The sequence below is a fragment of the Neglectibacter sp. CSJ-5 genome (genome assembly GCF_032490475.1).
In the GTDB taxonomy this organism is placed as follows: Bacteria; Bacillota; Clostridia; order Oscillospirales; family Acutalibacteraceae; genus Hominenteromicrobium; species Hominenteromicrobium mulieris.
Genome location: NZ_JAVYJC010000003.1, coordinates 236941 through 256385 on the forward strand (window position 1 = coordinate 236941; position 19445 = coordinate 256385).

Below are 19445 nucleotides of genomic sequence, written 5' to 3' on the forward strand. Positions count from 1 at the left end.
CATATTCCGCCTTTCTGTAAGGTTCAGCCCGCATTACGCGAACAGCGCTTCGATTGCGGCCTCGTTGATGTGAGAACCGATGACGCACAGGCGGCCGATGACGCCGGCGCTGCCGTTGCGCACAGAGGTCTCCTCCGGCACATAGTCGAAGTGGATCCACTCGCCGTCCCGGCCTGCGACGATGCCCTTTGCACGCAGGATCATACCGTACTTTTCGCTGTTGTCAAGCTCTTCGAGGATGTGCTCGATCTCGTCCTTCGTGAACTTGCGGGTCGTCTCGGTGCCCCAGCTTGTGAACACCTCGTCGGCATGATGATGGTGGTGATGCTCGTGGTCATGCTCATCATGGTCGTGATCGTGGTCATGGCAGCCGCAGGTGCAGTGCTCATCATGCTCTTCGTGGTCGTGATGGTGATGTTCGTGCTCGTCGTCATCGTCATGGTGGTCGTGGCAGCTGCAGGTGCAGTGCTCGTCATGCTCTTCGTGGTCATGATCGTGGTGATGGTGGTGCTCGTGCTCGGTCTCCTCGGCAAGGAGCTTCAGCTCCTCTTCAAGGGTATTCTTGTGCTCCATCGTCTCGAGAATCTGTGCGCCGGTGAGCTGATCCCACGGGGTGGTAATGATGGTGGCGTTCTGGTTGTGCTCGCGCAACAGAGCGACGCAGGCTTCAAGCTTTTCGGGCTTAATACCGTCCGTGCGGCTCAGAATGATGGAGTTTGCGTGCTCGATCTGGTCGTTATAGAACTCGCCGAAGTTCTTCATGTACATTTTGCACTTGTTTGCATCGGCAACGGTGGTGAAGCTATTCAGCGTAACGTCTTCCATGTGCAGGTTCTGCACGGCACGGATCACATCGCTCAGCTTGCCTACGCCGGACGGCTCGATCAAAATGCGGTCCGGGTGGTAGGTCTCCAGCACCTGACGCAGCGCCTTGCCGAAGTCGCCCACAAGGCTGCAGCAGATGCAGCCCTGGCTCATCTCGGTGATTTCAATGCCGGCGTCCTGCAAAAAGCCGCCGTCAATGGCAATCTCGCCGAACTCGTTTTCGATGAGGACGAGCTTTTCGCCCTTAAAAGCTTCGGAGATCAGCTTGCGGATCAGCGTGGTTTTGCCTGCGCCTAGGAAGCCGGAAAAAATATCGATTTTCGTCATATTCTCATGCCCTTTCGCCATAATTTACGGTTTGGATAAACGCTCTTGGAGGGACCGCGCAATTCGCTTTCTGCGGAAAGTGACCAAAGACGCTGCCTTTGGGATCCGCCGCCTTTGAAAAGGCGGGCGAAACTTTATTCGCTCGGTTGTCTTTCGCTTATCACAGAATGGAAGTTTACTGAAACTTTCGGTCTCTCCAATCTTGTATTGTAAATCTTTCTTTTAAAAGTTGCAAGAGAAATCGATAAATGTTTACACTTTCATCATTTTCATGCGGTTTCACACCGTTTCTATCCTTCGCTTAGGTCAAAATCCTCGCTTAAAAGCGCCGCAAGCTCCGCTTCCGTCAGTTTTGTCACGTCTCCGCCCGTCAATCTGCGAGACTGGTTTAAGATCGCGTCCTCAACCAAATTGCGCACCAAGCGTCCGTTGCCCGCCGTTCTGGCGTCCGTTGCCTGCCGCTTTTCGTAATATTGAAGCAGCGGCGTTTCGCATGTTTCATCGATCGTATAGCCCTTTTTCTTTGCAGTCAGCTTTGTAATGGCCAGCAACTCCTCCGCCGTATAATCCGGAAACTCGATGATATTCGGGAATCTCGAGCGCAGGCCGGAGTTCGCCGTGAGAAACTCCTCCATTTCTTTTGTATAGCCCGCCAAAATAACGATAAGGTCTTCTCTGTGGTCCTCCATCCCCTTGACGATGGTATCGATGGCTTCCAGTCCGAAACTGTCGTCTGCGCCGCGGTACAGCGAATATGCCTCATCGATGAACAGCACGCCGCCGAGCGCAGAGCGAATGACCTGCTGCGTGAGCGGTGCGGTGTGACCGACGTATTTGCCTACAAGGTCGGCGCGCGTGACTTCAATCAGCTGCCCGCCGCTCAGTACGCCCATGGCTTTTAAATAGCGTGAAACGAGCCTTGCGATAGTCGTTTTGCCCGTGCCGGGATTGCCGGTAAAAATCATGTGCATGGTGGGCACATCGGCCTTCATGCCGCGCGCTTCGCGCAGCCGCTGAATGATATAGTTCTGCTCAAGCGACAGCACGTAGTCCTTCACTTCACTAAGTCCGATGATCTCGTTAAGCTCCGATTTCACTTCTTCGGCGGCTTTCGGGTCTGCCGCCTGCTTTTTCTCTTCTTCCACCGTGACGGCAAAATCCGGGAATGTGAACATAAGCACACCGTCTTTTACGCCGAGTGTGCCGGAAACGGTCTTTTCACCGTCCTTTTCCGCGCGGCGCAGCTTTTCTTCGCTCAAAAGGCGGAAGCAACGTTCCGTCAGCCGCGCCATGCTCTCCACGCCGTCGCGGCGACTGAATTTATCCGCCAAAAACGCCGAGGCATCCTCACCGAACGTGAACGCGTAGTTTAGCTTAGCCTTTGTGCGGTCGTTTAATGCACCGAGCGCCGCTTCGCCGATCCTGAGCAGGCTCTCGCGCGTGAATTCCGCCGTGCGGCAGAAATCCGTGACGGAGGACAAAAATGCCGCGCCGAACGCATCGGTGAACGCGCTGTCCTTTTGGCTCGTCAAAAAGACGAGGTACTTCCCGTTTACGGAAATTTCGCTGACGGCATCGGGCACAAGCGCCGTGCCGACATCGATGAGCATGCCTTTCTGCAAAGCATAACGCGAAGCTAATTTTAAAACGCCCGTCTCGCACAGCGCCGCCACCATGGGCAGCAAAGATTTGTGGCACTGCTCAAAATTTTCAAACAGTACAATATCATTTTCGCTGTGCAGCGCGGAAAAAAGATCCTGTGTGAGTAATTTACCGTCTTCGGCGTTCGGGTAGCGGGAAAGATCGATATTCGTGACCTCGCCGTTTTTCAAAACGCCCTCTTTGCAGAGCGCCGCAGCCGAAGCCGCAAGCGCGCTGTGCCTGCCTGTGCCCTCTTTGCCAGAGATCACGACGACCGCCGCGGGCTTGCCGTTTTCGCGCCCCGTCACGCTCGGGCGGCGAAATGCGGTGAACAGGCTGTCCAAAAATGCGTCCTGCCCAATGACCGTTCTGCCCGTCGCTTCCCTCGCCTCGCGGAACGACTGCGCGGGGTCCTGCGGCGGCTCCTCCGCGCCCTTTGCCTCCGGCTTTTTTTCTGCGGTCTCCGCTTTCGGCGCTTCCATTTCGGGCGTGCCGGTCAGGCCCTCGGCGTCCAGCAGACGGCGCATTTCGTCCATGCTGCGCTGCGCGTCGCTCGTCAGCTTATCGAGGTCGCTGATCTGCCGATTCAGGCTGCTCTGCATGTTGGCATTCGTTTTTTCGATGCTGTTCAAAAAATCCTCGGCGTCTTTTGCGGCGCGGCTTTTCGTGCCGCTGCCCACGTTCAACTTTCCGCCGGAAAACAGCGCATCCAAAATGCTGTCAATATCGTTTTTCACCTAAAATCCCCTTTCTCCGGGTAAAGCTTACCGCGCTTCGATTGCTGCAACGACGTTTTGCACCAAAGCGCTGTCCGTCACTTTATATTCGTTCTCCGGGATACCCACGCCGTTCAATTTGCCGCCGAAAAAGATCACCGGGTTGCCGCAGACGCTTGTGTCGTGCCGCAGGGAGCGCGCCGAGGCGTGTACACTGTGCGTGCCGGTCTCGTTGATAAATTCCCCGACGTTCTGCGTGTTGATACCGCCGCCGGGCAGAATATCGATGCGGTCACTTGCGTATTCGATCATCTTTTTCACAGTCTTTGCGCCCTTTATCGCGCTTTCACGCTGGCCGCTCGTCAAAACGCGCGTTACACCGAGGGCAATAAGATCATCGAGCGCTTCAAATACGTCCGGCACCACGTCAATGGCGCGGTGGAACACAATCTCGGCGTTCGGGTTGATTTTCTTGATTTTCCCGATAAAATCGGCGCAGCGGTCGGTGTCAACCGTGCCGTCCGGCTTCAAAAAACCGAAGACAATGCCGTCCGCGCCTGCATTTAACAGTGCTTCCATATCGCGGCAGCAGGTCTCGTAGTCAAAGTCCGTGTAGCAAAAGCCGCCCTCGCGCGGGCGCACCATGCACATCACGGGAATTTTCAGTGTATTTTTCACGGTCTGCACCGTGCCGATGCTCGGCGTAAGGCCGCCCAAAAACAGCGCGGCGTTGAGTTCAATGCGGTCTGCGCCGCCTTTTTCGGCCTGTACGGCGTCTTCAAAGCAACCGCAGCAAACCTCAAACAATACTTTTTCTTTCATATTTATACCAACTTTCGTTTATTTGTCCTATCTGCGGCGCTTTAAAACACGCCGCTTTCTGCACTTTTGACTATTCTCACACAAAAGCCTTTACAATCCTCTAAAAAAGATTATAATAGCTTTGAACGTAAAAAGAAAGATAAATCGTTAAATTCTAAAGACAGGGGACGAGATTATGTCAGATACCGTTCGTTTAACAGAAGAATTCCGCGGCGGGCTTTTGGACCTGACGCATTACGGCTACATCAGCATTGTAGATGAAAAGGGTAAGGTCATCTACTCCGCAGGCGACCCGGAGGCCATGGTTTTCTACCGCTCCGCTTCGAAGCCCGTGCAGGCGCTGCCCGTTATCGCGCATCACCTCGACGAAAAATACGGTTTTACCGATGAAGAAACCGTGCTGTTCGCAGGCTCGCACCTCGGCGAAAGCTTCCACATCAACGCTTTGAAATCCATCATGAAAAAAGCCGACTTAAATCCGGAAGACCTCATCATGAAGCCGACCGTGCCGGGCTCTACGGAAGCAAACGAAGAGCGCATCCGTCAGGGGCTGCCGAAGTCGAAGCTCTACCACAACTGCAGCGGCAAGCACGCGGCGCTCATGCTCACCCAGCGTGAAATGGGCGGCGATGTGAAGGATTACTGGAAGGTCGGCTCCGTCGGACAGAACGAAGTGCTGCGCACCATGAGCGTGCTCTCCGAGTACCCGGAAGAAAAGGTTGTCATCGGCATCGACGGCTGCGGCGTGCCGGTGTTCGCTTACCCGATGAAGAACATCGCGACGGCATATAAGAACCTCGCGTGCATCGATACGATTCAGGACGACGTTCTGCAGGACGCTGCCCGCCGCTTTATCCCGCGTATCCATGAATATCCGCACATGATGCGCGGCACGGGCTACTTGTGCTCCCTCATCAACCACGACGCGAACATCATCGCAAAGGGCGGCGCGAACAGCGTGTACGGCATCGGCCTTAAAAAGGAGCGCATCGGCATCTCCTTCAAGATTAAGGACGGCACCGAGGCAGTCTGGCCGCTCATCATCCGCGAGATCTTCCGCCAGATCGGCTACTATAACGCCGATACCGATAAGATGCTCGTCTCGCTTAACAACGGCGTTACCGTCAACGACAACGACACGCCCGTCGGCGAAGTGAAAACCGTGTTTACGCTTGAAAAGCACTTTTAAAATTTAATTTTCATTCAGCATTTTAGATAAAGTCTCTGCATCGATTTGTCCCGGTGCGGAGGCTTTTCCTTTTGACGCAAACGTCATCACAGAGCCGAACGCCCCGCCGCGCACGCGCGTCACCTTGCCGAGCTCGCCCATGGAAATGCCGATGAGCGGGCCGCAGAACGCGGTGGATTCATTCATCGCCGCCAGCATCACCATCACATCTCGCTCATTCTGCGGCATCACGGCGATTTTCGGCAGGTCGGCATTTAGCGCCATCATACGCTTATAGCGGTCGGCGATTTCCTCGCGTGCAGGCGTTTTGGCAAAGTCGTGGTTCGAGATAATAAGCTTCGTACCCATATCGTGCATAGCCTGAACGGTCGCCTTTGCAATGTCATCGTACTGCTCGCAAAGGAAAAGCTCTAAATCGACAAGCGGCGCACCCAAGGCGCTCAGCTGCGCGTTCATCGCAAAATAGTCCATGGGATCTATCGCTTTTTCGCCGCCCTCCGCTTTTGTGCGGAATGTGCACAGCACGGGCAACGGCGCGGCTGCTTTAAAAATCTCCGGCGCGGCCGCAAACATGTCCTCGTCAAAATAATCGATGCGCCATTCGATAAGATCCGCCGGGGTGGTCTTGATCTCTTTTACGGCGTCTAAAACCGCTTCCGTTGTCTTCTCGCACACCGGCACACAAATTTTCATTCTGCCGCTACCGAATACCAAATCATTTACAACTACCTGCCGCATAGCTTTCGCTCCCTTTTTGTCAACTTGTACACAGTATAGACAATTTAAGCACAAAAGTCAAAACAAAAAGTATTTGTATCTTGTAACAGACTTCTAAATCTGCTATGATGATTTTGTAACCGCGTGACCCCTTTTTCCTACCTATAAAGTGAAAGGAGTTGGCCTTATGACCTGTTTACAAAATTCTTTATTCGCTTTTCTTTTGTGCATCATTCTGCTTTTCACCGCGTGCCAAAGCGCACCGGCATCCTCGGGCGGTGCAGATAAACCGCAAAGCATCGCATCGGAACCGAGCGCGGCCGAGACTGCAACGCTCACCGCACGCCTTGTCGATATTTCGGGCAACCAGCTTTTACTCGCCGGGGAAGATGACGGCGTATACCGCTGTGCAAGGCCGGAGAACGCGCCGGATGACCTCATCCCCGGCATGACGGTAGACGTCACCTACGGCGGGTATATCAAAGCCATTTACCCGAGCGAGCCCGATAAGGTGCAGAAGATCACCGTACGCGAAAATGAAACAGACGGGCGATGCGCGCTGTATTTGTCCGTGCTGCAGGAATTATTCAACACGGACGAAACGCTGCAAAGCGACACCGAATATATCTCCGTCGACCTGACCGAAACGCCGTTGACGAAAGGCGAAATACAGGCGATCGCATGGCGGTTCGGCGAGCTTACCGAGCGCCGCCCGCTCACGTTCACGTTTAAGGAGCTGCAAGACGAGGGCTACTTAGAAACGGACGAGCTTTTGTGGGAAGACGGCTGCTTATTTAAGATCACGGAGAAAAACGACGAAAACGGCACACTGACGTTTGACGCCGAAAAATGGCGTGCCGGGGACGGTGCCTCTTACTTTTTAGACTGCACCGCAAAGCAAAATAAAGACGGCACCTATGCCGATTTTGAGATCGGCGCATTTGCTGCCGCATAAAGTTATCATCAAAGAGGGAATCAACATGTTGAAAAGTCAGGAAGTTCGCAAGCTTGCGCCGGAAATGGACCCGCTGCGCATGGGCATGGGCTGGAAAGAGGAGGACCTCACAAAGCCGCAGATTTTAATTGAAAGCACCTACGGGCAGAGCCACCCCGGCTCCGCGCACCTTTTAAATTTGGCGCAGAAAGCAAGCCGGGGCGCATACGAAGCGGGCGGCAAGGGTGCGCTTTACTTTGCGACCGATATTTGCGACGGCATGGCACAGGGGCACGATGGCATCAATTATTCCCTGCCCTCGCGCGACATCATCGCCGACCTTGTGGAAATTCACGCCAACGCGACAACGTTTGACGGCGGCGTTTTCCTCGCAAGCTGCGATAAATCCGTGCCTGCGCTGCTCATGGCTATCGGCCGCATCAACATTCCGGCCGTGTTCGTGACGGGCGGTGTGATGGACGCGGGTCCCGACCTTTTAACGCTGGAGCAGATCGGCAAATACAGCGCCATGTATGAGCGCGGTGAGATCACCGAGGAGCAGTTCACGTATTACAAGCACCACGCGTGCCCCTCCTGCGGTGCATGCTCGTTCATGGGTACCGCGTCCACCATGCAGATTATGGCGGAATCGCTCGGCCTCATGCTGCCCGGCACGGCGCTGATGCCCGCCACTTGCGAAGATCTTTCCGTTGCAGCGGAGGAAGCCGGCAAAACCGCCGTGGCACTCGCGAAAAAGGGCATGAAAGCGTCCGATATCGTCACGCTGAAATCGTTCGAAAACGCCATCATGGTACATGCGGCCATCTCCGGCTCCACAAACACACTGATGCACCTGCCCGCCATCGCGCATGAGTTCGGCATTCCGCTCGATGCGGATACGTTCGACCGCATGCACCGCGGCGCGCATTATCTTCTGAATATCCGTCCCGCAGGCGAGTGGCCCGCGCAGTACTTCTATTATGCAGGCGGCGTACCGCGCATCATGGAGGAAATCAAAGACCACCTGCATCTCGATGTCATGACCGTCACGGGTAAAACGCTCGGCGAAAATCTGGAAGATTTAAAGAAAAACGGCTTCTACGAGAAGTGTGATACCTATTTAAAGAAAACCGGTCTCAAGCGCACGGATATCATCCGCTCGTTCGATGATCCCATCGGCACGAACGGCGCCATTGCCATTCTGCGCGGCAACATCGCCCCGGACGGCGCGGTCGTAAAACACAGTGCCGTGCCGAAGGAGATGCACAAGGCGCTTCTGAAGGCGCGCCCGTTCAACTGCGAGGAAGATGCCATCCACGCCATTTTAACGCACCAAATTCAGCCGGGCGACGCCGTCATCATCCGCTATGAAGGCCCGCGCGGCAGCGGTATGCCGGAAATGTTCTACACCACCGAAGCCATTTCGAGCGACCCGGAGCTTTCTGCCAGCATTGCGCTGCTGACGGACGGTCGCTTCTCCGGCGCAAGCAAGGGTCCCGCCATCGGCCATATTTCGCCGGAAGCCGCACAGGGCGGCCCCATCGCTTTAATCGAAGAAAACGACCTTATCGAGATCGACATTCCGCAGCGTATTCTGCGCGTCGTCGGTATCAACGGCGAAAAATGCAGCGAGAAAGAAGTGCAGCGCGTGTTTAACGAGCGCCGCAAAGCGCTGCCACCGTTTAAGAGCCGCTACACGCACGGCGTTTTAAAGCGCTTCACGCAAACGGCACACTCCCCCATGCAAGGCGGTTACATGGACTAAACCGAATCCTAAAAGCCTGCGTTATGCAACTCTCATTTTGAGTCCCTGCACAATGCAGGCTTTTCTTTTTCAAAATTCACCATGTATACACGTATAAATATACATTAGTTTGTGCATTATTTCGCTTGATTTTTGAATGAAATCGGCGTAAAATACATTAATCTTCAAAATTATACAAACCAAAGCTTAAAGGTATATTGCGGAAGGGTGAATGTAAAATGAAAATTCAAAAGGTTTGCGCTTCATTTTTAATTGGCGCTATGATGCTCTCACTTACGGCATGTTCAGGCAGTACGAAGAAGATTGAAAGCCCGACGGACTTTGAGGGCGCGAAAATTTCCGTGCAGACGGCGACCTCCGCGCACGAAAGCATTCAGGATATGCAGGACGAGGGCATGAACATCAACGTGCTGCCGTACGAAAAGGTGACGCAGTGCTTTGACGACCTCGCACTCGGCCGCGTGGATGCCGTGTACGTGGACAGCGTCGTTGCGGGTTACTACCTCGCGGAGGACGACACGAAATACCGGAAAACATGGACGAGCGAAACCGGCGAGCCAATCGGCGTATGTCTTAAAAAGGGCAACGACGATTTGAAAGAGCTCATCGAAGGCGCGATTGACACCTTATATTATGACGGCACCATGGCGCAGCTTTCCGAAAAGCACTTCGGCTCCGCCGCCGATGTGGACGGCGTGCGCAATGTGACGGAAAAGCCGGTGCTTGACCTTTCTAAGCTTAAAACACTCAAGGGCGGCACTTTGACCGTCGGCGTGGAAGTCGGCTACCCGCCGATGGAGTACACCGATGACGCAGGGCTTGAATATCGAGGCTTCGACATCGACTTTGCAAAAGCGCTCGGCGAGGTGTTGGGCGTAGACATCGAGTTTGTCAACACCGCGTGGGACGGCATTTTCGCGGGCCTTGATAAAGAGCAGTACGACGTCATCATCTCGTCCGTGTCCATTACGCCGGAACGTCAGGCCGCGTATGACCTTACGGAGCCGTATGTCTCGAATCAGCTTGTCATTGTCACGTTAAAGTAAAAACGCCGATTTTACCCACAAATCTTGAAAAATACCTATGTATACATGTATAAATATACATTAATTTGGCAGTTTCGCTATTGACCCAAACGGGTTTTGGGGGTAGAATACAAGTATTCTAATCGATTGGTACAGTAAAACGACTGTATCTTTTTATCGGGGAAAATTGAGAAAGAAGGACAAAACACATGAAAATGAAGAAAATCCTTGCTGCCGTGCTCGCCGGCGTAATGGCACTCTCCGCCACCGCATGCAGCAGCTCCAGTACAAAGAAGATCGAAAGCCCGGACGATTTCGCCGGCGCTAAGGTCAGCGTGCAGACCGGCACCACCGCCCACGACGCTCTGCAGAAAATGCAGGAAGAGGGCGTTGACGTCGAGATTCTCCCGTATGAAAAGATTACGCAGTGCTTTGATGACGTTTCGCTCGGCCGTGCAGATGCCGTGTATGTAGACAGCGTTGTCGCGGCGTATTACCTCGCAGACGACGACTCCAAATTCCAGAGCGTTTGGAAAAGCGACGAAGGCGAACCGATGGGCGTCTGCATCAAGAAAGGCAACACAGACCTTTTGGAGCAGACCGAAAACGCCATCAACACGCTTTATTATAACGGCAAAATCTCCGAGCTCGCCATGAAGCACTTCGGCACCGATGTCACCGAGGGCGTGCGCAACGTCACCGAGGAACCGACCGTTGACCCGAGTAAGGTCAAGACCGTTAAGGACGGCGTTTTGACCATCGGCTTTGAGGCCGGTTATCCGCCGCTTGAGTACACCGACGACAGCGGCCTTGTATACCAGGGCTTTGACGTTGATATGGCAGAAGAGATCGGTAAGCTGTTCGGCCTTGAGGTTGAGTTCGTCAACACCTCCTTCGACGGCGTTTTCGCAGGCCTCGATAAAGGCCAATACGATATGATTATCGCCGGCGTTTCCATCACCCCGGAACGTCAGGAAGCGTATGAAATGACCGAGCCGTACCTCTCCAACCAGCTCGTCATCGTCACAAAGAAGGACGCATAAGCGCAATAACGTAAAAGGAAACTTCGGCAGGAGGCCCCGTTTTGAGGTCTCTTGCCCCATTTATATCGGAAAGGATATCAACCATGAACGCCATTCAACAAATCATCGGCTGGATGCCGGCGCTGCTCCAGGCCACCGGCGTAACGCTTGCGCTTTCCGTCACCTCCGTGCTGACGGCACTCGTGCTCGCCGTGTTTCTTGCCCTCGGCAAGATCTCCAAAAACACCGTACTCCGCTCCGTGTGCGGCGCGTACATCTTCTTCTTCCGCGGCACGCCGCTTCTGATGCAGCTGTTTTTCCTCTACTACACGCTGCCGCAGCTCGTTCCGGCGTTCAATATTCAGAGCCGCTTTTTGGCCGCTTGGATCGCGTTCTCGCTGAACGTCGCGGCCTACCTCGCGGAGATCATCCGCGCAGCCATTCAGTCCATCGATAAAGGCCAGCTCGAAGCCTCCACGGCGCTCGGCCTCACCCACTCGCAGGCGATGCGCCTTGTCATCATCCCGCAGGCCTACCGCCGCATGATTCCGCCGATCTGCAACGAGTTCGTCATGGTGCTGAAGGATACCTCCCTTGTGTCCATCATCGCGCTGACCGATTTGACCTACCAGACGAAGATTATCGCTTCCAACAAGGCGAGCGCTCTCGTTTATATCCCGGCTATGATCATTTACCTCATCATCACCGGCGTGTTCACCGTTATTTTCAATCGCCTTGAAAAGCGCCTGTCCATCTACGAATAAGGAGGAATACGGCTATGTCTATCATTAAAACGGAAAATATCTGTAAGTCCTTCGGCTCCGTAGAGGTGCTGAAAAACGTCAGCCTCACCGTAGAGCCGGGCGAAGTGGTCGTCATCATCGGACCGTCCGGCGCAGGCAAATCGACGTATCTGCGCTCTTTAAACCACCTTGAAAAGCCTACGAGCGGCAAGATCTGGATCGACGACAAGCTCATCGAAGACCGCGTGAATGGCCACAATCAGGTAAAGCTGCCGCATAAAGAGCGCGCCGCTATTTTGCTTGAGATGGGTATGGTGTTTCAGCGCTTCAACCTCTTCCCGCACAAAACGGCACTGCAAAACGTCATGCTCGCCCCGATGAACGTGAAGGGCGTGCCGGAAAAGGAAGCCAAAGAAAAGGCCGTGAAGCTTTTAAATCAGGTCGGCCTCGGCGATAAGCTCGATTCCTACCCCGCAAAGCTTTCCGGCGGCCAGCAGCAGCGTGTGGCCATCGCCCGCGCGCTCGCCATGGAGCCGAAAATGATGCTGTTCGATGAGCCCACCAGCGCCCTTGACCCGGAGCTCGTCGGCGACGTTCTGAACGTCATGAAGGAGCTTGCGGAAGAAGGCATGACGATGCTTGTTGTCACGCACGAAATGGGCTTTGCCCGCGAAGTGGCAGACCGCGTGGTGTTCATGTATGATGGCGCGATTTTGGAGGAAGGCTCCCCGAAGGAGATCTTCACAAATCCGAAGCACGACCGCACGCGCCAGTTCCTGCAAAGCGTTCTGTAAGGCGATAGTATGTTTGAAAATACCTCAAAATGCGAAGACTGCCTGTATTACGAGTACGACGATGAGTACGGCTTCTATGTCTGCGATATGGACTTAGACGAGGACGAAACCGCCCAGTTCATCGGCGGCCGCTTTCAAAACTGCCCGTACTACCGCCCCGGCGACGAATACACCATCGTCCGCAAGCAAATATAATAACATTGTATGACAAAAGCTCTCCCGAATTCGTTTCGGGGGAGCTTTTGATTTCATCGATATTTAAATGCTGTAATCGTTGACGAAAGTCGCCTGCTGCTGATCCAATATATCCTGCAGGGTGATGCTGTCGAGATATTCGTTGATGGCGCGGCTGAGCCCCTGCCACACGGGCAGCGTGATGCAGTCTGCACTGCGGTCGCACAGAACGGGGTCGTGATCGAGACACGCGACGGGCGCGAGGCTGCCCTCCGTGATGCGCAGAATCATGCCCACGGTGTATTTATCCGGCGATTGCGCCAGACGATATCCACCCTGAAAACCGCGGCTTGCAAGAAGAATATCGGATTTATTGAGCATCGGCACGATCTGCTCCAGATATTTTTTGGAGACATTCTGACGGCGGGCAATGTCCTTCAGCGCGACGTAGCCGTCATTCTGGTGCTGTGCGAGATCCAGCAGCATGCGCAGCGCATAGCGCCCTTTGGTGGAAATTTTCATGCGGTATCCATCCTTTATGTAAAATAGCGTTTCCGGAATAAAACAAGTGGGCTCACTGTCCGCCGCAAACTTTATACCATAATAACATGTTTTTAGTAGGTTTTCAAGAGTTTTATTTTTGCCGGTAATTTACTGCAAAAACACCCTTTATAAACTCATTTAAACCCGCGAAAAAAGGCAAAACCCGAAAGTCTTGCCCCTTTTCCTCATTCATTTTCTATCCCAAAGATGTGTGTTTGGATTCTTGTATGCTGTATCAGTCTGCAAACATCGGCGTGGAGAGGTACCGTTCGCCGGTATCGGGCAGAAGCGCCACGATGACCTTGCCTGCGTTTTCCGGACGCTTTGCAAGCTGTGCTGCCGCAAAGACTGCCGCGCCGGAGGAGATGCCCACCAAAACGCCCTCGCTGCGCGCCAGCGCGCGGCCGGTCGCAAACGCGTCCTCGTTCTGCACGGGGAGAATCTCATCGTAAATGTCGGTGTTCAGCGTATCCGGCACAAAGCCCGCGCCGATGCCCTGAATTTTATGCGGACCCGCCTTGCCGCCGGAGAGAACCGGGGAGGTAGCCGGTTCCACCGCGACAACCTTAACATTGGGGTTCTGCGACTTGAGGTACGCGCCTACACCGGAAAGCGTGCCGCCCGTGCCGACGCCTGCAACGAAAATATCGACCTTGCCGTCCGTGTCTGCCCAGATTTCCGGGCCGGTCGTCTTCAGGTGCACCGCCGGGTTTGCCGGGTTCGTGAACTGGCTCGGAATGTAGCTGTTTGGGGTCTGCTCGGCGAGCTCCTTCGCCTTTGCGATAGCGCCCGGCATACCCTTTGCACCTTCGGTGAGGACAAGCACCGCACCGTAAGCCTTCAAAAGGTTGCGGCGCTCCATACTCATCGTCTCCGGCATGGTAAGGATTACCTTATAACCGCGGGAAGCCGCAACGGAAGCAAGGCCGATGCCCGTGTTGCCGCTTGTCGGTTCAATGATAACTGCGCCGGGTTTCAAGAGGCCCTTTTCCTCGGCGTCGTCCAACATCGCTTTTGCGATACGGTCCTTTACGCTACCTGCCGGGTTGAAATACTCAAGCTTCGCGTAGATTTTCGCGTTCAGTTCATTTGCTTTTTCGTAGTTGGTGAGTTCAAGAAGCGGAGTGCTGCCGATGAGGTCTGTGATTTTCCGATATACACGCATGGTAAAGTCTCCTTAAAATACTTTATATAAATGAGTTTGCATTCTTGTATCGTTTCAGGCCGCGGCGCAACATCGCCGACTGTACGGAAACAGGTTCATATCGCGTCTCTCCTTTGCCTTATTTTACTAAACTTATGAAACCTACTTATTTCATAGGTTATTGAGCTTGTTTATATCCTATCACCACAGGGGAAATTTGTCAACATCTTTTTTCACTTTTTCTTTTACCTTTAAAACTCGTTGAAACGATCCGCCGCTTTGCAATGCAAAATGCAGTTTCCCCCATATAATAGTATGGTTTCCAAAAGTTTTCTTCAATTTTTGCATTTTAGGGGTTGACAAATTGCAATCTAACGTGTATCATACAAAACATACCAAGTCAATATGTTTTGAGTGTTATGAAACCTTCAAACATAAAAACCGAAGTAAATCTCAAAGGAGGCGCACCCCGATGATGCGATCCCTTTTCCGGCAAATGCTTCGCCACAATTTCAGAAACGGACGAATGTGAAGCTCAGCTTTTCGTCAACTTCTCAAAATCCGTTAAAACAAAAATTAAATTCTGAAATTATGAAAGAGGTATTACCATGAGCTATACATATGATAACAACTACCATTTTGAAACCATCCAGCTGCACGCAGGTCAGGAGAACCCGGACCCCGCTACCGATGCCCGCGCAGTGCCGATCTATCAGACGACTTCCTTCGTCTTCAAGAACTCTGCACACGCAGCAGCCCGCTTCGCGCTCGCAGATGCAGGCAACATCTACGGCCGTCTGACGAACTCCACCGTGGACGCATTTGAGCAGCGCATTGCAGCCCTTGAGGGCGGCGTGGCAGCGCTTGGCGTCGCTTCCGGTGCAGCAGCCATCAACTATACGTTTCTCAACCTCGCAAGCGCAGGTGACAACATCGTTTCCGCGAAGACCATCTACGGCGGCACCTACAATCTGCTCGAGCACACGCTCCCGCAGTACGGCATCACCGCAACGTTCGTAGACCCGGATGAAGAGGGCGCTTTTGAAAACGCGATTAACGATAAGACAAAGGCCGTCTTCATCGAGACCATCGGTAACCCGAACGCAACGCTGATTGACATTGAAAAGGTCGCAGCCATTGCACATGCACATAAGATTCCGCTTGTTGTAGACTCCACATTCGCAACGCCTTACCTCCTCCGTCCGTTCGAGTACGGCGCAGACATTGTTGTCCATTCCGCTACAAAGTTCATCGGCGGTCACGGCACGGCGATCGGCGGCGTTATCGTAGACAGCGGTAAGTTTGACTGGGAAGGCAGCGGCAAATTCCCGTCCCTCGTAGAGCCGAACCCCAGCTACCACGGCATCAGCTTCACAAAGGACGTCGGCGCGGCAGCCTTTGTCACGAAGATCCGTGCAATCCTCCTGCGTGATACCGGCGCAACGCTCGCTCCGCTGCACGCATTCCTGTTCCTGCAGGGGCTTGAAACGCTCTCTCTGCGCGTTGAACGCCATGTAGAGAACGCGCTGAAGGTTGTCGATTTCCTCTCCAAGCACCCGAAAGTCGAAAGCGTCAACCATCCGTCTCTGCCGGACAGCCCGTACCACGAGCTTTATAAGAAGTATTTCCCGAACGGCGGCGCTTCCATCTTCACGTTCAATATCAAGGGCGGCGCTAAGGAAGCACAGGCGTTCATCGACAGACTCAAAATTTTCTCTCTGCTTGCAAACGTCGCAGACGTGAAGTCCCTCGTTATCCACCCGGCTTCCACCACGCACTCGCAGCTCAACGAAGAAGAGCTCGCAGAGCAGGGCATCCAGCCGAACACCATTCGCCTCTCTATCGGCACCGAGCACATCGATGACATCATCGCCGATCTTTCCCAGGCTTTCGGTGACTGATTCAAAACACTCCTTAAAACTGATTTCTCCGATATCCTATTTTCCGTGTCCCCACGTCAGAAATGGCGTGGGGACATGCTTTTTCCCGAAATCCGGCGGCTTTGCATCTTGACATCCCGCCCTATCTGTGTTAGAATTTTAAGGCTAATAAAGTTAGCTTATAAAGTAACAATTCGGAGGCGAAATGATATGAAACACATTCAGACGCTTGAGACCCGCAACCTGTGCGAAAGCGCAAAGAACGGCGGCTGCGGCGAGTGCCAGACTTCCTGCCAGTCCGCTTGCAAGACGAGCTGCGGCATTGCAAACCAGCAGTGCGAGAACACGGAGAAGAACGCGAAGTAATTCAAAGGTTCAGAAAACGCCGCCTTTTTTGGCGGCTTTTTTCATGTATAGATGCGAAAGGATTTTTTAGATGATACACCGTTATAAACTCGGCGGCATGAACATCGTGCTCGATATCTGTTCCGGCTCCGTCCACCTTGTTGATGAAGTCGCCTACGACATGATTGGCCTGTTCGAGACCGAAAGCCGCGAGGCGATCACCTCCGCTATGCTGGAAAAATACGGCAACCGTGAGGACGTGACCGAAGCCGACATCAACGAGTGCTACGAGCAGATTGAAGAGCTGCGCGACGCCGGTAAGCTCTTCACCCCCGATACGTTCGAGCCAATGGCAGGTGCGCTGAAAGCGAAAAGCGCCAACGTCGTCAAGGCGCTGTGCCTGCACGTGGCGCACACCTGCAATTTAAACTGCTCCTACTGCTTTGCAAGCCAGGGCAAGTACCACGGCGACCGCGCTCTCATGTCCTTTGAGGTCGGCAAGCAGGCGCTTGATTTCCTGCTCGAACACTCCGGCACGCGCCACAATTTGGAAGTCGACTTCTTCGGCGGCGAACCGCTGATGAATTTCGACGTCGTAAAGCAGCTTGTCGCGTATGCCCGTTCCCGCGAAAAGGAATGCGGTAAGCACTTCCGCTTCACGTTGACGACAAACGGCGTTTTGATCGACGACGACGTCATCGATTTTGCAAACTGCGAGATGAGCAATGTCGTTTTAAGCCTCGACGGCCGCAAGGAAGTGCACGACCGCTACCGCGTAGACTACGCCGGCAACGGCAGTTGGGATCGCATCGTTCCGAAATTCCAGAAGCTCGTCAAGGCGCGCGGCAACAAGGCGTATTACATGCGCGGCACATTCACGCACGCAAACCCTGATTTTCTCAAGGACATTCAGCAGATGCTCGACCTCGGCTTTACGGAACTGAGCATGGAACCGGTCGTCTGCGCACCGGGAGACCCCTCCGCGCTGACCGACGAAGACCGCGTCATCGTCATGGAGCAGTACGAAAAGCTTGCTGAGCTTATGCTGGAGCGCCGCCGCGCCGGCAAACCGTTCACGTTCTACCACTACATGATCGATCTCACCGGCGGCCCGTGCATTTACAAGCGCATTTCGGGCTGCGGCTCCGGCACAGAGTACATGGCCGTCACCCCGTGGGGCGACCTCTACCCCTGCCACCAGTTCGTCGGCGACGAAAAATTCCGCCTCGGCGATGTTTGGACAGGCGTGACGAACACGGAAATTCAGGCGGATTTCGCCTCCTGCAACGTGTACGCTCACCCCGAGTGCCGCGATTGCTGGGCAAGACTGTACTGCTCCGGCGGCTGCGCCGCAAACGCCTACCACGCCACCGGCTCCGTCCGCGGCGTTTACAAAGAGGGCTGCGAGCTCTTTAAAAAACGTATGGAATGCGCCATCATGCTCGAAGCCTCCAAGGCATTGGATAACAACGCATGATAACCGCACCAATCTGCGAATTTGTGCGCCGCTACCGATATAGCGGCGCTTTGCGCATGCACATGCCGGGCCACAAGGGCACCGCGCTGCTCGGTCCCGAGCCGCTCGACCTCACCGAGATTGAGGGCGCAGACGTGCTCTACCACGCCGAGGGCATCATCCGCGAAAGCGAAGCGAACGCCGCCGCGTTATTCGGCACCAAAAAGACGGTCTATTCCGCCGAGGGCTCATCCCTGTGCATCCGCGCCATGCTGTATCTTGCGCTGCTGCATGCCCGCGCAAATCACAAAAAGCCCGTCATTGCGGCAGGCCGTAACGCACACAAGGTCTTCATGACGGCCGCAGCGCTGCTCGACCTTGACATTCGCTGGATCTACGGCACGGAAAGCGTCATTTCCTGCGCCATCACCCTCGCGCAGCTCGAAGACGTGATCGTATCGGAAAACCCTGCCGCCGTGTACATCACAAGCCCGGATTATCTCGGCAACATCGCGGACATCAAGTCCCTGTCCACCGTCTGCAAAAAACACGGCGTATTATTGCTCGTCGATAACGCCCACGGCGCATACCTGCGTTTTCTGCCCGAGCCCATGCACCCCATGCAGCTCGGCGCAGACATCTGCTGTGATTCCGCACACAAAACACTGCCGGTCTTAACGGGCGGCGCGTATCTGCACATCGCGCACGGCACGCCGGACATGTTCGCGCAGCGTGCGGAAAGCGCCATGGCGCTCTTTGCGTCTACGAGCCCGTCCTACCTCATTTTGCAGTCGCTCGACGCAATGAATCCGCTTTTAGCAACATCTTTTCCTGCACAGCTCAAAGCCTGTGCGGAGCGTCTTGACACGCTGAAAACAATGCTCTGTGCGCACGGCTATGCTCTTTGCGGCGAGGAGCGCACAAAGCTCTGCTTATTGCCGAAGTCCTTCGGCTACACGGGCACAGCTCTGGCAGAAATTTTGACGCACCACAACATTTACTGCGAGTTTTCCGACGCAGACCACCTTGTGATGATGTTCACGCCGGAGACCACACCCGCAGATTTCGCCCGTCTCGAGCGCGCGCTGCTCTCCGTTCTGCCCGCCCCGGCGATCCTTTCAAAGCCGCCTGTGCCGCCGCATGCCGAGCGTGTACTTTCCCCGCGCGAGGCGCTCTTCTCGCCGAGTGAAACGTTACCGCTTTCCGAGTGCGAAAACCGCATTTTGGCAGACGCCAACGTGAGCTGCCCACCCGCGGTGCCGCTTGCTGTATGCGGTGAGCGCCTGACCCCTGAGGTCATCTCCGCGATGGAATACTACGGCACCGAGCACTGCACGGTCGTTGTGGAATGATTGACTTTATAAGTAACAATAAGCCCTCCGT

The 19445-nt window shown here is 54.3% G+C and carries 18 protein-coding genes; 12 read left to right on the plus strand and 6 right to left on the minus strand.

Going from position 1 to position 19445, the window contains the following annotated elements:
• Positions 1 to 33: 33 nt before the first annotated feature.
• From R2K26_RS07895 to R2K26_RS07905, 3 genes are all read right to left on the minus strand, one after another.
• Positions 34 to 1152, minus strand: coding sequence for a GTP-binding protein (locus tag R2K26_RS07895; RefSeq protein WP_316519494.1), 1119 nt, complete (start codon positions 1150 to 1152; stop codon positions 34 to 36).
• Positions 1153 to 1442: 290 nt separating this feature from the next.
• Entirely contained in the window at positions 1443 to 3530 is a 2088-nt protein-coding gene (locus R2K26_RS07900; protein WP_316519495.1) for an AAA family ATPase, read from the minus strand.
• Between the two features lie 27 nt (positions 3531 to 3557).
• Complete coding sequence (locus tag R2K26_RS07905) at positions 3558 to 4331, minus strand: copper homeostasis protein CutC (protein ID WP_316519496.1); 774 nt, start codon at positions 4329 to 4331, stop codon at positions 3558 to 3560.
• Positions 4332 to 4506: 175 nt separating this feature from the next.
• Between R2K26_RS07905 and R2K26_RS07910 the strand changes: the two genes are divergently transcribed.
• Complete coding sequence (locus R2K26_RS07910; protein WP_316519497.1) at positions 4507 to 5520, plus strand: asparaginase; 1014 nt, start codon at positions 4507 to 4509, stop codon at positions 5518 to 5520.
• Positions 5521 to 5523: 3 nt separating this feature from the next.
• Here the strand turns inward: R2K26_RS07910 and aroD are convergent, their stop codons facing one another.
• The gene (gene aroD, locus R2K26_RS07915) at positions 5524 to 6258 is read right to left on the minus strand and encodes a type I 3-dehydroquinate dehydratase (RefSeq protein WP_316519498.1); all 735 of its coding nucleotides are present in this window, start codon (positions 6256 to 6258) and stop codon (positions 5524 to 5526) included.
• A gap of 166 nt (positions 6259 to 6424) precedes the next feature.
• Here aroD and R2K26_RS07920 point away from each other — a divergent pair, with 166 nt between their 5' ends.
• The 7 genes from R2K26_RS07920 to R2K26_RS07950 all read left to right on the plus strand — a co-directional run bounded on the left by R2K26_RS07920 (position 6425) and on the right by R2K26_RS07950 (position 12715).
• Positions 6425 to 7192 carry a hypothetical protein gene (locus R2K26_RS07920; protein ID WP_316519499.1) on the plus strand — a complete coding sequence of 256 codons (768 nt, stop codon included), beginning with the start codon at positions 6425 to 6427 and terminating at the stop codon, positions 7190 to 7192.
• Between the two features lie 28 nt (positions 7193 to 7220).
• Complete coding sequence (gene ilvD / locus R2K26_RS07925; RefSeq protein WP_396897235.1) at positions 7221 to 8936, plus strand: dihydroxy-acid dehydratase; 1716 nt, start codon at positions 7221 to 7223, stop codon at positions 8934 to 8936.
• A gap of 218 nt (positions 8937 to 9154) precedes the next feature.
• Positions 9155 to 9982, plus strand: coding sequence for a transporter substrate-binding domain-containing protein (locus R2K26_RS07930; RefSeq protein WP_316519501.1), 828 nt, complete (start codon positions 9155 to 9157; stop codon positions 9980 to 9982).
• 188 nt (positions 9983 to 10170) lie between these two features.
• Positions 10171 to 11004 (plus strand): transporter substrate-binding domain-containing protein, encoded by an 834-nt coding sequence (locus tag R2K26_RS07935; RefSeq protein ID WP_316519502.1) that lies wholly within the window; start codon positions 10171 to 10173, stop codon positions 11002 to 11004.
• Between the two features lie 83 nt (positions 11005 to 11087).
• Positions 11088 to 11747, plus strand: coding sequence for an amino acid ABC transporter permease (locus R2K26_RS07940; protein ID WP_176820818.1), 660 nt, complete (start codon positions 11088 to 11090; stop codon positions 11745 to 11747).
• A gap of 14 nt (positions 11748 to 11761) precedes the next feature.
• Positions 11762 to 12520 (plus strand): amino acid ABC transporter ATP-binding protein, encoded by a 759-nt coding sequence (locus R2K26_RS07945; RefSeq protein ID WP_316519503.1) that lies wholly within the window; start codon positions 11762 to 11764, stop codon positions 12518 to 12520.
• Positions 12521 to 12529: 9 nt separating this feature from the next.
• Positions 12530 to 12715, plus strand: a complete 186-nt coding sequence (locus R2K26_RS07950) for a DUF6472 family protein (RefSeq protein ID WP_308448672.1) — start codon at positions 12530 to 12532, stop codon at positions 12713 to 12715.
• 63 nt (positions 12716 to 12778) lie between these two features.
• Here the strand turns inward: R2K26_RS07950 and R2K26_RS07955 are convergent, their stop codons facing one another.
• Both R2K26_RS07955 and cysK read right to left on the minus strand, forming a co-directional pair.
• The gene (locus R2K26_RS07955; RefSeq protein WP_308448671.1) at positions 12779 to 13216 is read right to left on the minus strand and encodes an Rrf2 family transcriptional regulator; all 438 of its coding nucleotides are present in this window, start codon (positions 13214 to 13216) and stop codon (positions 12779 to 12781) included.
• A gap of 256 nt (positions 13217 to 13472) precedes the next feature.
• Positions 13473 to 14402, minus strand: a complete 930-nt coding sequence (gene cysK / locus R2K26_RS07960; protein ID WP_316519504.1) for a cysteine synthase A — start codon at positions 14400 to 14402, stop codon at positions 13473 to 13475.
• Between the two features lie 587 nt (positions 14403 to 14989).
• Between cysK and R2K26_RS07965 the strand changes: the two genes are divergently transcribed.
• The 4 genes from R2K26_RS07965 to R2K26_RS07980 all read left to right on the plus strand — a co-directional run bounded on the left by R2K26_RS07965 (position 14990) and on the right by R2K26_RS07980 (position 19414).
• Positions 14990 to 16282 (plus strand): O-acetylhomoserine aminocarboxypropyltransferase/cysteine synthase family protein, encoded by a 1293-nt coding sequence (locus tag R2K26_RS07965; protein WP_176820823.1) that lies wholly within the window; start codon positions 14990 to 14992, stop codon positions 16280 to 16282.
• 189 nt (positions 16283 to 16471) lie between these two features.
• Positions 16472 to 16627 (plus strand): six-cysteine ranthipeptide SCIFF, encoded by a 156-nt coding sequence (gene scfA / locus R2K26_RS07970; RefSeq protein WP_176820824.1) that lies wholly within the window; start codon positions 16472 to 16474, stop codon positions 16625 to 16627.
• 70 nt (positions 16628 to 16697) lie between these two features.
• Positions 16698 to 18083, plus strand: a complete 1386-nt coding sequence (gene scfB / locus R2K26_RS07975) for a thioether cross-link-forming SCIFF peptide maturase (protein WP_316519505.1) — start codon at positions 16698 to 16700, stop codon at positions 18081 to 18083.
• On the plus strand, positions 18080 to 19414 hold the full coding sequence (locus tag R2K26_RS07980) for an aminotransferase class V-fold PLP-dependent enzyme (protein ID WP_316519506.1): 1335 nt from the start codon (positions 18080 to 18082) through the stop codon (positions 19412 to 19414). Before scfB ends, R2K26_RS07980 begins: the two co-directional genes overlap by 4 nt.
• The last annotated feature ends 31 nt before the right edge of the window (positions 19415 to 19445 follow it).